The sequence below is a fragment of the Merdimmobilis hominis genome (genome assembly GCF_900104615.1).
Lineage (GTDB): Bacteria > Bacillota > Clostridia > Oscillospirales > Ruminococcaceae > Merdimmobilis > Merdimmobilis hominis.
In genome coordinates this window covers 1,260,027-1,273,825 of sequence record NZ_LT629939.1, presented here as the reverse complement: position 1 = coordinate 1,273,825, position 13,799 = coordinate 1,260,027, and the positions used below count along the sequence as shown (strand labels likewise).

Annotated in this window: 13 protein-coding genes and 2 tRNA genes; 12 read left to right on the top strand and 3 right to left on the bottom strand. The window is 52.9% G+C overall.

Annotated elements, in window-relative coordinates; all coding sequences use genetic code 11:
• Positions 1-129 precede the first annotated feature (129 nt).
• From BQ5353_RS06195 to guaB, 5 genes are all read left to right on the top strand, one after another.
• Positions 130-963: a ParB/RepB/Spo0J family partition protein gene (locus BQ5353_RS06195; protein ID WP_071427495.1), complete on the top strand. Its 834-nt coding sequence runs from the start codon at positions 130-132 to the stop codon at positions 961-963.
• A gap of 259 nt (positions 964-1,222) precedes the next feature.
• On the top strand, positions 1,223-1,987 hold the full coding sequence (locus tag BQ5353_RS06190; protein ID WP_054331928.1) for a ParA family protein: 765 nt from the start codon (positions 1,223-1,225) through the stop codon (positions 1,985-1,987).
• Positions 1,988-2,000: 13 nt separating this feature from the next.
• The gene (locus BQ5353_RS06185; protein ID WP_054331929.1) at positions 2,001-2,897 is read left to right on the top strand and encodes a ParB/RepB/Spo0J family partition protein; all 897 of its coding nucleotides are present in this window, start codon (positions 2,001-2,003) and stop codon (positions 2,895-2,897) included.
• Positions 2,898-2,965: 68 nt separating this feature from the next.
• Positions 2,966-3,739, top strand: a complete 774-nt coding sequence (locus BQ5353_RS06180) for an acyl-[acyl-carrier-protein] thioesterase (protein ID WP_071427494.1) — start codon at positions 2,966-2,968, stop codon at positions 3,737-3,739.
• A gap of 178 nt (positions 3,740-3,917) precedes the next feature.
• A complete protein-coding gene (guaB, locus tag BQ5353_RS06175; protein ID WP_143117174.1) occupies positions 3,918-5,393 on the top strand; it encodes an IMP dehydrogenase in 1,476 nt (491 codons plus the stop codon).
• A gap of 164 nt (positions 5,394-5,557) precedes the next feature.
• On the opposite strand, the gene BQ5353_RS06170 is transcribed toward guaB, so the two are convergent.
• Entirely contained in the window at positions 5,558-6,490 is a 933-nt protein-coding gene (locus BQ5353_RS06170; protein WP_071427493.1) for a M28 family peptidase, read from the bottom strand.
• Between the two features lie 313 nt (positions 6,491-6,803).
• Between BQ5353_RS06170 and BQ5353_RS06160 the strand changes: the two genes are divergently transcribed.
• From BQ5353_RS06160 to BQ5353_RS06130, 7 genes are all read left to right on the top strand, one after another.
• A tRNA-Met gene (locus BQ5353_RS06160) sits at positions 6,804-6,880 on the top strand.
• Between the two features lie 40 nt (positions 6,881-6,920).
• Positions 6,921-6,995: transfer RNA gene (locus BQ5353_RS06155), tRNA-Glu, on the top strand.
• A gap of 453 nt (positions 6,996-7,448) precedes the next feature.
• The gene (locus BQ5353_RS06150; protein WP_054331932.1) at positions 7,449-8,864 is read left to right on the top strand and encodes a potassium/proton antiporter; all 1,416 of its coding nucleotides are present in this window, start codon (positions 7,449-7,451) and stop codon (positions 8,862-8,864) included.
• A 392-nt stretch (positions 8,865-9,256) separates the two neighbouring features.
• Positions 9,257-9,568: a PadR family transcriptional regulator gene (locus BQ5353_RS06145; RefSeq protein ID WP_054331933.1), complete on the top strand. Its 312-nt coding sequence runs from the start codon at positions 9,257-9,259 to the stop codon at positions 9,566-9,568.
• A 4-nt stretch (positions 9,569-9,572) separates the two neighbouring features.
• Positions 9,573-10,214: a DUF1700 domain-containing protein gene (locus BQ5353_RS06140; protein WP_143117173.1), complete on the top strand. Its 642-nt coding sequence runs from the start codon at positions 9,573-9,575 to the stop codon at positions 10,212-10,214.
• Between the two features lie 3 nt (positions 10,215-10,217).
• Positions 10,218-10,430, top strand: a complete 213-nt coding sequence (locus BQ5353_RS06135) for a hypothetical protein (protein WP_054331935.1) — start codon at positions 10,218-10,220, stop codon at positions 10,428-10,430.
• Between the two features lie 19 nt (positions 10,431-10,449).
• Entirely contained in the window at positions 10,450-11,436 is a 987-nt protein-coding gene (locus tag BQ5353_RS06130; protein ID WP_054331936.1) for a hypothetical protein, read from the top strand.
• A 50-nt stretch (positions 11,437-11,486) separates the two neighbouring features.
• On the opposite strand, the gene BQ5353_RS06125 is transcribed toward BQ5353_RS06130, so the two are convergent.
• Together BQ5353_RS06125 and BQ5353_RS06120 are read right to left on the bottom strand one after the other, a co-directional pair.
• Entirely contained in the window at positions 11,487-12,926 is a 1,440-nt protein-coding gene (locus BQ5353_RS06125; protein WP_071427490.1) for a PH domain-containing protein, read from the bottom strand.
• A 37-nt stretch (positions 12,927-12,963) separates the two neighbouring features.
• Positions 12,964-13,407, bottom strand: coding sequence for a PH domain-containing protein (locus tag BQ5353_RS06120; protein ID WP_054331938.1), 444 nt, complete (start codon positions 13,405-13,407; stop codon positions 12,964-12,966).
• Positions 13,408-13,799 lie beyond the last annotated feature (392 nt).

Below are 13,799 nucleotides of genomic sequence, written 5' to 3'. Positions count from 1 at the left end.
AAATTCTGCGATGGAAAATTCTGGAATACCAAATTCCCTTATGCTACAATACTCGTAGAACGATTATTGGGGTACAACAAAGGCCAAAGACAGAATGTGGACAGGCTTTTCTTCCATGGGGGGATTTTTATGCGCCAATTGTTTTCCAAATACGAAGCGATCGGCAAGGTGCTGCTGCTGCCGCTGCATGTAATTGACCCCAACCCCATGCAGCCCCGCAAAACCTTTGATGAGGAATATATTGAGGAGCTTTCCCGCAGCATTGATGAAAACGGTTTGCTCCAGCCAATCACCGTCCGAAAAAAGAAGGATGGCCGATTTGAACTGGTGGCAGGGGAATGCCGCTTGCGTGCTACAAAAATGCTGGAATGGCAGGATATCCCCGCCATTGTCAGTGAGATGGATGATCAAAAATCCGCAGTGTTAGCGGTGATTGAAAATTTGCAGCGGAAGAACCTCTCTTATTTTGAAGAGGCGCAAGCATATGCCACTTTGATGGAGCGGTGGAACCTCACCCAGCAGCAGTTGGCGGAACAGCTGGGGAAATCCCAGTCGGCTGTAGCCAATAAGCTGCGGCTGCTCCGCTTCCCGCCGGATATTCGGGATGTATTTCTCAAAGGCAATTTGACTGAGCGCCATGCACGGGCCTTGCTAAAGCTGTTGGATCAGCCGTGCTTTATCAATGCGGTAAAATATGTCATTGGAAACCGCCTCAATGTCTCCCAAACCGAAGAATATGTGGAGAAACGGCTGGAGCCAACCCCAGCCAAAAGCCGGCTATGGGTGGTGAAGGATCTGCGGATCTTTATCAACACAGTGGAAAAGGCGGTCAGCACCATGAAGGAGGCGGGGATCCCTGCGGTGACAGATCGCACAGAGGATCAAAACTTTATCGAGTATCGGGTGAAGATCCCAAAAGAGGCAGCTTACAAATCGCCTGTATTGCCGGGATACAAAAAATAATCCCCCCTGAAAGCTTGCAGATTTTGCCTACAAGATGCCATTCCTCTTTTGAGGTTAAGGTATATGTGTTTCCCTTACTGATTCGTCAGAGGAGCCGCGGCGTTGCCGTGGCTCCTTTGATTTTCCTCCCTGTTGTTTCACATGAAACAACAGGGAGGGGAATTTTCCTTCCCAATTCCATGGAGATGTGCTATAATCAAAAACAGTGAGCCTGTTGCAGGCGGTGATTTGACCAATTTATGGAGCTAGGAGGATAGAGATGGGGAAAGTAATAGCAATTGCCAATCAGAAAGGCGGCGTTGGGAAAACTACCTCTGCCGTGAATTTGACCGCGTCGCTGGGGCGCAAAGGGAAAAAGATGCTGCTCATTGATATTGATCCCCAAGGCAATGCCTCCAGCGGATTGGGGGTCAACAAGCGGGATATCCAGCTGTCCACCTATGACATCTTAATCGCCGACGCCAAGGCAGAGGACGTTCTCCAACGGACCAGTTTTGAGAATATTGATCTATTGCCGGCCAGCATGGACTTAGCCGCAGCAGAAATTGAACTGGTGGAGGCAGAAAACCGGGTGATGAAGCTGAAACAAGCTCTGGCTCCCATCAAAGAACAATACGATTATATCCTCATCGACTGTCCACCTTCTCTGGGGTTGATCACTTTAAACGCCCTAAACTGCTGCGATACCCTGCTGATCCCGATCCAGTGCGAGTACTATGCCTTAGAGGGCCTTTCTCAGCTGATGGGGACGGTGCGGCAGGTGAAGCGTTTGTATAACCCTCAGATTGAGATTGAGGGGGTACTCCTCACCATGTTTGACGGCCGTTTGAACCTGACGTTGCAGGTGGTGGAGGAAGTGAAGAAGTTTTTCCCCAAAAAGGTGTACCGCACCGTAATTCCACGGAATGTCCGCCTGTCCGAGGCGCCCAGCTTTGGCCAGCCAGTGCTCTATTATGACCGTACATCCCGTGGATCGAAAGCGTACGAAGATTTGGCTGATGAATTTTTAGAGAACAACCAATGAGGAGGGAACTGCCATGGCACGCGCAAAAGGTGGATTGGGCAAGGGCCTGGAAGCTTTGTTTGTGGACAACAACACCAGCGATATACCCACTACATCGTTAAAACTCACCGAGATTGAGCCAAACAAAGAACAGCCGAGAAAGGACTTCGACGATGCCGCCTTGGCAGAACTGGCTGACTCCATCCGGGAACATGGGGTGCTCCAGCCTCTCTTGGTGCGGCCAATGGTTAACGGACGGTACCAGATTGTCGCGGGGGAACGCCGCTGGCGGGCATCCCGTATGGTGGGGTTGGCAGAGGTTCCAGTGGTGATCCGGGAGATGACCGACACCGAGGCAATGGAACTGGCACTGATTGAAAATTTGCAGCGCAAGGATCTGAATATCATCGAAGAAGCCTTAGGATATAAAACTTTGATGGAAACCTATGGCTTTACCCAAGAAAAGGTGGCCCAGCGGGTGGGGAAATCCCGGCCGGTGATTGCCAATGCCCTGCGGCTCCTCAGCCTTCCGCCCAAGGTGGAAAAAATGGTGCGGGATGGGCAGATCTCTGCGGGACACGCCCGGGCGCTGCTTTCTTTAGATGACCCAAAAGTTATGGAGGAAACCGCAGGCCGGATTCTTTCCCAGGGGTTATCGGTGCGGGAAGTGGAGAGGCTTTCTGCCCCGAAAAAACAGCGGAAACCCAAAGGACAGACACTCAGCTCGGAACTGGAGCCCACCCAAGGGGATAAGCAGGCCTGGGGGGATCATTATTACCAGGAAATGGAGCTTGCCCTTGCCGCTGAGTTGGGCCGTAAGGTGAAAATTCAGGTCAGCAAAGACAAAGGAACATTGGAAATTGAGTTTTATTCCAAATCGGAATTGGGGGACTTGGCGGCGCGCCTGGCCCATCCCAGCCGTTCTTGGTAACACAAACGGGAGTTGTTTCACATGAAACAACTCCCGTCGTCAATTTTGGCTTAGGGAGGTAAAAAAGTTTGCTGCAATTACATCCAAATGCATCCGCCCACTATGAGAAACAGATTGTAATTCCCGATTATCAGTGCGATATTCATGGGGAGATGAAACTCTCCGGGGTGCTCAAACAGATCCAGAGGATTAGCAACCAGCATTTTGAAGAGATGGGGTTTTCTTATCGGGATTTGTGGGAAGCGCAGATTGTCATCCTGCTGGCACGGATGGCCTTGCGTTGTCACCGCAGCCCCCGGAATGAGGAACGGGTAAAGATGAAAACCAACCCCCAGATGAGCAAGGGGGCCCAGCTCCTGCGCCGGATTGAATTTTGGTCCCAGGAGGGGGAATTGCTGGTAGAAGCCCAATCCTCTTGGCTGATGGTCAATCCGATTACTCGGAAAATCCTTCGGCCTTCGGCCTTTCCCTTTGAAATCCCCACCGATTCCAGCAATTACGATTCCTCCTTGGATGAGATGAAGACTAAGCGACCAAAGGATTTGGCAGCTGCTGCCCAAGGGGTAAAGGTTGTTCAGTACAGCGATTTGGATTGCAACCGCCACCTCAACAATACCGTGTATGCAGATATGGTCTGCGACCTGCTGCCCTATGAAGAGATGGAGGAAAAGCGCTGGAGGGAGTTTGCCATTTATTACCGCAAAGAGGCAGTAATTGGCGATACCATATCTTTGGAGCTGTTCCGACAGGGGGAGGGCCGGTATTTCATCCAGGGGCAGAAGGGAGAAACCAGCTGTTTTGAAGCCTCTATTCTCTTGGGGGAACCCAAGGAAATTGTTTAGCAAATTTGCGGCAGTTTGAAGTGTTAAATCAGTAAAATAAAACTATTTTTTCAGCTATCTGCCCAAAAAAAGAAGAAAAAAGCCGCAATTTCAACGGATTTATCTCTTGTATCTGTCGGGGAATGGTGATAGAATAGATAAAATATCAAAAAGGCCGAAAACACAAGGAGGAAACGGAATGCTGAACACCAATTTCCAAGAGAAATTCCCCAAAGAAGGGCTCACCTTTGACGATGTACTGCTGATCCCCGCTAAGTCGGATATCCTGCCGGGCCAGGTAAAGGTTTCCACCCGTCTGGCCCGGGACATCATGCTCAATATCCCGGTGATGACTGCCGCTATGGACACCGTAACCACCTCCCAGATGGCGATTGCCATTGCCCGGGAAGGGGGTATCGGCGTCATCCATAAAAATATGAGCATCGAGGAGCAGGCCGATGAGGTGGATATGGTCAAGCGGTCGGAGAATGGGGTAATTGTCAACCCGTTTCATCTCTCCCCGGAGCATTTTGTCTTTGATGCCGATGAGCTGATGGGCAAATACAAAATCTCCGGCGTTCCGATCTGTGAAAAAGGCAAGCTGGTGGGTATCATCACCAACCGGGACCTGCGTTTCCTCTCCGATTACAACTGCAAGATCAAAGAGGTGATGACCCGGGAAAACCTGGTCACCGCCCCGGTGGGGACCACATTGGCCCAGGCACAGGAGATCCTGCGCAAGCACAAGATTGAAAAGCTTCCCTTGGTGGATGAGGACGGCATGCTCAAAGGCCTTATCACCATCAAGGATATTGAGAAAGCGGTGCAGTACCCCAACTCCGCCCGGGATAAAAACGGCCGCTTGCTCTGTGGCGCTGCCATCGGCGTCACCGCCAATGTCTTGGAGCGGGCCGCTGCACTGGTAGAAGCCCAGGTGGACGTATTGGTGCTGGATTCCGCCCACGGCCACAGCGAAGGCATTTTGAACTGTGTGCGCAAGGTGAAAGAGGCGTTCCCAGACATTGCTCTCATCGCCGGCAATGTGGCAACCTATGAGGCCACCGAAGATTTGATCAAAGCCGGTGCGGATGCGGTGAAAGTGGGCATCGGCCCTGGCTCCATCTGCACCACCCGGGTAGTAGCGGGCATCGGTGTTCCCCAGATCACCGCGGTGTATGACGCTTGTTGCTGTGCAGCCAAATACAATATCCCCGTCATTGCCGACGGCGGCATCAAATATTCCGGCGACATTGTCAAAGCCCTGGCAGCGGGCGCCAATGTGGTAATGCTGGGCTCCCTGCTGGCGGGCTGCGAAGAAGCCCCCGGTGAGCAGGAGATCTACCAGGGCAGAAGCTTCAAAGTCTATCGCGGCATGGGTTCTTTGGGAGCTATGGCTAACGGCAGCAAAGACCGTTATTTCCAGGAGGACAATAAAAAACTGGTTCCCGAAGGGGTAGAGGGCCGGGTGCCCTACAAAGGGCCGGTGGCGGACACCATCTTCCAGTTGCTGGGCGGCATCCGGGCCGGCATGGGATACTGCGGCTGCCACACCATCCCCGACCTTCATGAGAAGGCCCAGTTTGTCCGGATCACCGGCGCAGGGCTGCGGGAGAGCCATCCTCACGATATTTATATCACCAAAGAGGCGCCCAACTACTCTATGGGGCCTCAGTAATGGACAAATAGAAAGAGCCCTCGGAACAGGGAATCCATCCTTGTTCCGGGGGCTTTTTGTGAAGATGATTCGAAGATGAAGGGGGAAAAAGCAGGAATTCCGCAAAAAAATCCCCCAGGGCTTTCCTTAGCCCTAGGGAATTGGATTTATAAAAATGGATGGAGCTAATCCTCATCCTCCTCCTTGGGGTGCTTGTCATACCGGCAGTCCTGGGAGAGATAGGCCACCAGAGCGGAAGCCAAGGCGTCAATGTTGCTTTCGTCCAGCACCGTGTCCTTTTCGTTGTACAGATCCTTGAGGATGGGGCCGCCATCCATGGTAAAGGCAGAGACATTAAAGGCAACAGGGAAGCTGTTGCTGTCCGAGATATAGACAAAGTTCCGATTGACCCGGGCCGAAAACTCCTTGCCGCAGTCCTTGGGGGCAAAGGTGGCCGCTTTTTTTGCAAAGGGGATAGAGTGTTTACTGGCCAGGAAAATGATGGCGTCTCCCACGCCGACGCAATCCAGGTTGATAACCAACTTGTTGTAGAAGAACTCCACCTCATGCTGTTTTACAAAGGCATTGGAACCAGCGTGGGCTAGCTCTTTGTTGTCAAAGAGGACAAAAGCCACTTCCTCTTTCCGGTCCCGGGGCAGTCGGCTGGCCACCTCATACAGGGCCATTAGCCCAGAAGTGTTGTTGTTGGCGTTGTTCTTTTTGGCAGGGCCGAACACCAGAAGCCACAGCAAAAGGTCAAACAGCACAAAGCCGATGAAGAAATTGGTGTATTTGGCCAGGTACATACAGACTGCAAAGACAGCGATCATGGTGCTGAACTGGGTCAAAAAGGTTTGGAAGGGGCTGTCCAAGGTGACAAAGAAGGGGATAAACCGGCGGCTGGGGGTGTCGTAATGGGCGGTGACAATGGTTTTGGCGTTGCTCAAATCCCCGATGATGATGTTGTTGGAGGGGGTAAGCCCCTTTTTTGTTTCCACTCGGGTGTAGTAGCCCAGATCGCTAAAAATTTTGACAGCATATTCCGCAAAAGCTTTTTTCTGTTTGCGGGTATGGCGGAGCTGCCAATTGGTTAAAATGGTTTTAGAAACGGATGTCATTTGGTTTCTTTCCTCTCTTTTTTGCTTTTTACAACAAATGGGGGCAGGCCCTCCCCAAAGAAGGCCCTGCCGCTGCTACTATTATACTTCCTTTGCCCTTCGGGGTAAAGGAAAAATCCCCGTTTGGGAAATTTTTGACCATGAAAAACGGGGAAAGAGGGGAGATTGCCGCCAATTTCCACCCTGTGGCAAGAAACAGCCGGTTTGTGTAAAAATCAGCGGATTTTCTTCAAAAACTGGTTGACAGACCCAGCCTGATCGGGTATAATAGTTTTTGCTTGATTGCTTTATGGTGATCAACAAAGAAGGATATGGCGGCATAGCTCAGTTGGCTAGAGCATTCGGTTCATACCCGAAGTGTCGTAGGTTCAAATCCTATTGCCGCTACCAGCGCAATGGATGCTCTTTATGGAGGGTTCATTGCGATTCCGGCCCGTTGGTCAAGAGGTTAAGACACCGCCCTTTCACGGCAGTAACGCGGGTTCGATTCCCGCACGGGTCACCAAAAAACCTGTTTAAGCAAATTGCTTAAACAGGTTTTTTTCATAGGGGCGCCGTGTCCTCTTGGCACCCCGAAGGGGAAAGCGGCAAATACCATCCGGGCCGCAACGGCACAGGGCCAACGGTAATAAACGCGCCCGACCACAGGAGCGCCGGATGCGCGTAAAAAATTGCACGAAGAGCTATTTTTTTATTCCATAGAAACCCACAGGGATTTTCAGTCCCTGTGGGTTTTCTGTTGCGTTCCAAAGGACATCTCTCTTTTCCCTATTATAGAAAAAAGATCCCCCTTGCCATTCTAATTTAGATGCACCCCGGCCTCCTTAAAGGGAGAGGAGGCTTAGAGAAAAAGGCCATTTTTCATCAATATTAAGATTGTATTAATATTTATAGGGGATTTTATGACACATCCATATAGTATAATTATATAGTAATTTAACGAAAAGGAGTGTATTCCATGGTTCCAATGGTGTTTGCCATCGCGGTGGTACTGCTGTTGTGTGTCACATCCAGCAAGCTGCTTTACCGTTATGGAGTACCAACCCTTTTGATCTTTTTGCTGCTCGGCATGTTGTTTGGGTCAGACGGCCCGGTAGGCATCTATTTTGACAACTACGTTCTCGCACAGCAAGTATGTTCTTTTGGGTTGATTTTTATTATGTTTTACGGCGGTTTTGGCACAAGCTGGAAAACGGCTGTCCCCATCGCTGTGCCAGCGGTGCTGCTCTCCACCCTAGGGGTGGCGGTTACAGCGGGGCTCACCGGGTTGTTCTGCCATTTTGTGTTGCATACTTCCCTGCTGGAGGGGTTGCTCATCGGCTCAGTGATTGCCTCCACCGATGCCGCTTCGGTGTTTGCCATCCTCCGTTCCCAGGATTTGAACCTCTCCGGCGGCCTGGCCCCTCTTCTGGAGATTGAGAGCGGGAGCAACGACCCCATGGCCTATATGCTGACCATGGTGGTGCTTTCCCTGATGTCGGGGGATGAGATCGCCGTGCTACCCTTCTTAGTGAAACAGATTGGGTTTGGCCTGCTCATTGGATTTTTGGTGGCCGAAGCTTCTGTGTATGTGTTGCGGCGGATCAACTTGGATGTCAGCGGCCTGTATTCTATCTTGGTCATCGCCATAGCATTGTTCTCCTATTCCGCCAGCGAATTTTTGGGCGGCAATGGGTATTTGAGCGTCTATCTGGTGGGCATCGCCCTGGGCAATGCCAAACTGCCCCACAAAAAGATGTTGGTCCACTTTTTTGACGGCATCTCCTGGTTGATGCAGATTCTCCTGTTCTTTGTGCTGGGCCTATTGGCTTTCCCTTCTCAGTTTTTACAGGTCCTTCCCTTGGGGGTTGGGGTGGCGGTGTTCCTATTTTTGATTGCCCGGCCTGCTGCGGTATTTGGCATTCTCCATTTTTTCCCCTTTACCTTCCGGCAGAAGCTGTTGGTCTCCTGGGTAGGGCTGCGAGGGGCGGCTTCTATCGTGTTCGCCATCTTTGCGGTCACCAACAAAGCATACTTAAACACCGATATCTTCCACATCGTATTTTTGGTGGCCTTGTTGTCGGTTAGCTTTCAGGGAACCCTGTTGCCCTGGGTGGCGAAACGGCTGGATTTGGTGGACAACGAGACCTCGGTGCGCAAGACCTTTACCGATTACCAGGAGGATTTAAGCGCCCAGCTTATCGAACTCCCCATGGAGGAAGAGAACCCTTGGGTGCACCAAACTTTGAGCCAGGCGGGCATCCCCAAAGACATTTTGGTGGTGATGATCAAACGGCAGGGGAAAGCCATTGTCCCCAAAGGGGATACGGAAATCCTCCCTGGGGATATCCTAGTCCTCAGCGGGATGGAGTTTGACCAGCTGCCTCTCTCTTAACAGGAATTGTAAATTGGAAAATAAGGCCAGGCCGCTGGGGATACCCCCGGCGGCCTGGCCTTATTATGCGAAGGGGGGCGCACACTTCAAGAGAGGGGCTTCTGTAAATCGGATCGGCGGCCCCATGTCGGGGGACGGAGGCTTTCTCTCATAGAATAGGTGCACCCTCAGATGGCGGTAATGCTGGAGAACCGGGGAGGAAGGCCACTATATCCGGGTCTATGGGAGAACCGCCGCTTTTAAGGGGAAACAGGGGAGGATCCACTTGAAAAAAGCATAGAACTATCAAAAAATTAATATTTTATGAAGCACAGTATTTTTCAAAATTTAGTATTGTGCATTACAAGGTAGTGTGCTATAATGAGGTCAACGAATCCAAGGGAGGTGTTACTTTGAACACTCAGCTTCGAAAGGGCGTCATTGAAATGTGTATTTTGGCACTGATCGAGCGCAAAGATATGTATGGGTATGAAATTGTACAATCCATCGCCCGGCACACCGACATCAACGAAGGGACGGTCTACCCCATCCTGCGGCGATTGACGGTGGACGGCCATTTTAGCACCTACCTGGTGGAAAGCAGCGGCGGACCGGCGCGCAAATATTACCGGTTGACCGCCATGGGCGTCAACCACTTGGCCGAGCTGAAACGGGAATGGTTTGAGATGACCGACATTGTCAACAAAATTTTGAGAGGTGAGTAGTGTGATGACCAAGCTGGAATATTTAAAGCAGTTGGAAGATGCATTGAAAAACCGGATGAGCCGAAAGGATATTGACGACATTATCCGGGATTATGCCGAATATTTTGCCGAAGGCCAGCGCCAAGGAAAAAGCGAATTTGAAACCGCCCGCGGCCTGGGCACCCCCCAAGAGGTAGCGGAACAGATCGTCTCCGAGGGGATGGGCAACACCCAGAGCGCCATCAACGCCAAGGTGAAGAACACTTGGAAGAAGGTCCGCACCAGTAGCATTTGGAACAAAGTATTCCTGGTGATTTTGATTTTGGCCCTGTCCCCCTTTATCCTGGCCGGAGGCGGATTGATCCTGGCCGCCCTGGGAATCGTGGTGGGCGCGCTTGCCGGTGTTGTGGCCGCATTGTTCGGTGCGCTGCTGGCTTCCTTCGCGGTGGCGGTCTGCGGGGTGATGGGCATCGGGCTGATGTCCCCTTCCATCGTGGCTCTATCCCTGATTGTTGCAGTGGGGATGCTGGCCGGCTCGGTACTGGGCATCTGTTTGGCGTGTATGTCCATCCGCAGCCTGTGGCGTTTGCTGAAAAACCTCCTTCGACCCCGGCCCCGGTATAAGCCGATCAACCCCCATATTGAGGAAGAATCAGAGGAGGAATAAACGATGTTGAAGCTTTTATTTTCCGCACTGTCCCTCATTTTGGCGGGGGTTATCCTGCTGGTGGTGGGGCTTGTGCCCGCGGTTCTTTCCGGCATGGCATGGCTGGTGGGGCTCGCGTTGTTCACAGCGGTGTTTGGCGCACTGGGGTTCCTCTTTTGGATGGTGCGCACCGCATTGCGGCTGATGGGCGGCATCCTGTGCCCCCGCCGTTATTAAAAGCAGGGAGGGAAGAACAATGCTGAAAAAGATCTCCGTCGCTTCGGCGATTTTACTGTTGGTTTGCATCCTGGTCTCTATCGCTCTTTTGCCTTTTGCCATCGACGACTTTGGCAAGATGGTGTCCCAATATGAAACCGCCCACAGTGGATACACATTGTTTTATGAGAAGGATACCGAGGGGATCTCCTCCTTGTATCTCAGCGATTACTATGAGGACCTGGAGATTGTGGAGTCCCCCGACGGCGTCATCCGCGCCTATGCCCGGGAGAGCATCCCCTACAGCGTTTCCTATGCAGAAATGCTGGAACCCGATGGCCAGCTGACTTTGGAACGGCGGTACAACGGCCTGAGCGGCAACAACTTCAGCCGGGAGTATATGGTGGACCGGGTGCTCGCTTCCATGAGCAACAGCAGCTACAGTTTCCGGCTGGAGGTGCCCAAGGACCTGCCGGTAAAGGTGACCAACTATTACCGCCTCACCAATCCCCAGGAGCTGGACGTCTCCCTCTATCAACCGGAACCGGAGGAGCTTCCCCAACCGGAGGAAAGCCGCCCAGAGCGTCTGACCAATCAGCAGGCGCGGGAGTATTACAACAAGGCCGCCTCTGTTGATAGAGAGCTGGAAACCCTGGTGAACCAATATAAGCTGGGCCAGATCAGCGAGAATGAGTATTTGGAGGAGCGGACCCTTCTGCTGGACAGTTACGCCGATGTGCTCAGCGGCCTGTTCATGGGCACCCTGAGCCTGGAGGGGGAGGACTATGCTTCCATCCTGGAGAAGACCCAATACGACCTGGAGGAGGATTACATTGAGGCCACCCAGGAGCGTCTGGAACGGGATTTCCGCAATGGGAATTTAACCAAGGAGCAGTATTATGAGCAGGACCTGGAGCTGGAGCGCCAGAAAACGGAGGTGGAAGGTTTCCAGGAGCAATACCTTGAGGCCGAAGACCTTCTCGACCTGTTGGAAAATATGTACGGATACGATTATTCCATCGATTAACCGGACAAAAAAACAGGGCCGCAGGCAATTTGCCTGCGGCCCTGCTGCATTTACATCTTCCGGGTGGGGTCTTCCAACTGAAAAAGGGGGAGGAGTTCTCTGCGGTCCAGGTTTTTGACCCGATGCCATTTGCGCCCCTCCCCATAGGTGGCGATGATCAGATCACACCGGTCGTCCCGCCATTGGAAGGGGTTTTGCTCTACGGTGACCGAGGCGATCTTTTCCCGGGGAATAACAACTGTGTGTAAATAATATCCGCTTGAATAACGAAGAGTATAGACATTCCCCTCTTTGGAAACCCCGGTAGAACAAAAATCCAGAACCCGCACCGTTAGAAACCAATAGGCGGGAACACTGGCCATAAACCCAAGGAAGCCTAAGATCTCCCGCCAGGTGGGGAAGAGCCAGCACAGCAGCACCGTCCCCGCTGGAAAGAGGAAGCAGGGCCAAAAAGGGGCGATCAAAAACCGGAACAGTGCCCCCAGGTTAGGCTTCAGCTGCCGAGGGCTGGGGGCCAGCTCCGGAAGGAGCAAACGCAGCCCTTGACGCAGGGTGCGGCTGGTGCAGGCGGGCATCAGGATGGAGACATCCCCCTTGTGCTTGCCGTACCCGATGGCGTGGATAAATACGGTATGCAGGTGCAGGACGGAGGTAAACACTGTCTGGCGGATGTCCAGGTAACTGACCCCGGATAGGGAGAGGGCATATTCCCGCCGGGTGAACAGCCCCCCTTGGATGGCCAGGGAGCTTTCCCGCCGCCCGATGACAAAACGGTAGTATTTGATCAAGTTCCCAAGAAAGGCAAGGGCCCACCCCGCCAGGATCAAATAGGCGAGAAAGGCGGCCGCCGGAGGGATGCCAAAGGCCATCAGCCGGGAAACCTGGGCAAAGGCGCCGTAGACCCGGTCGGCAAATTCCTCCCCCAGCAGCTGGCCCGTTTGGGAGATCAGGGTGGAAAGGAGGAGAATCCCCGCAAAGGAGTTGGAGGTGGCCAGGGAGAGGGCTACAATGGCCACTCCCCGGGGCTCATACTGTTTGACGCTCTGTGGCCCCTCCCCTTTGGCCAGGGCGAGAATCCGGTCTGCCTCCCGCTGGGGCAGGAGGAGGGAGAAGTCCGCCCGTTTGTAACTTCCAGCTGGGGTGTCCGCCCGGAGGAATACCGCCCGGAATGGACGCAGATAAAAAGGCTGCACCGCGGAGAGGCAGGTGATCTTCCCCGCGGGGAGCAGCACCTCCCGCCGGCGGAAGATGCCGGTGGTCAGAAAGATGCCCTCCTTGTCCGCCCGGTATTGGGTGCAGAGCCACAAAAGCCCGCCTAAACCGAAGAGCAGCCCCAAAATGCACAGGTCGAACCAAGCGCCCTCCAGCCAAGCGGCCACCCCGCCACCCCAAGCGGAGATAAAGCCGCGGGCCAGAGGCAGCAAAAGCAGGTAGAGGTAGCGGGAAAGGGAGACCACTGCATAGAGTGGGTGTGGGCGGCGCAATTCCATGGATGGACTCTCCTTTCAACCGGATATGGGGCAGCGGTCAGTCTTGGGGCGATGTGGGGACACAGAGCAGCTTCTCCAGCCGGGCGGCATCCTCCCGGGTGAGGCCGGTGAGGAAAAGGCTCCCGCCGGCGGCGGCCAGCGCCACAGTGCACAGGCCAAACAGCCGGTGCAGGGGGGAGGCAAAAGCCGCAGTGAATTGGATGTTGGACAGGGGAATGGCTTTGACCCGGCGGTACAGCACCCCTCCGCGCAGGAGGACTTGTCCATTTCCCACCGAATATTTCAACCGATTGTATTTTATGGGGCAGTATATTACAAAAAAGCCGAGGAAAACAACCACCCACAACCCGGTGGTCAGCCGGAACAGCAGGGGGTGTTGCCCAAACAGCAAGGCGACGGCAAATGCGGCAGCTAATGCGAAAGCGGCGGCCACCATCCGCCAGATGGTCAAAATCCGGCGATGGGGGTAAAAATCAACCAAAAATGATTCCTCCTAGGGAAGGAGCTCCCAAATTTTACTTATAGTATATACCAAATCTATGAAAAGGAACAAGTATTTTGTTTGGAAGCGAGAATTTGTCTCCATTTGGGAAAGGGAATGCCCCGATGCACCAAGTTGACATAAGGATTCCCACTCGAAGGAGGTTTCCGGGAAATCATCATCAGGTGCCGCAGATGTGGTTCCCCATTGGGGGGCATCCCGAGGGGGATAGAACCGGTCTTCCTAGGCAACAGCACTAAAATTTTTCTGACACGACAAGAAATCTATGGTATAATAGTCACAGCAAAGCTGTACCATCCGAAGAATTGCTTGCAGGGCGAAGCCCTTTGCGGCAAGCCGCACCGCAATTCTAACCGTATGTGCAGATTTTG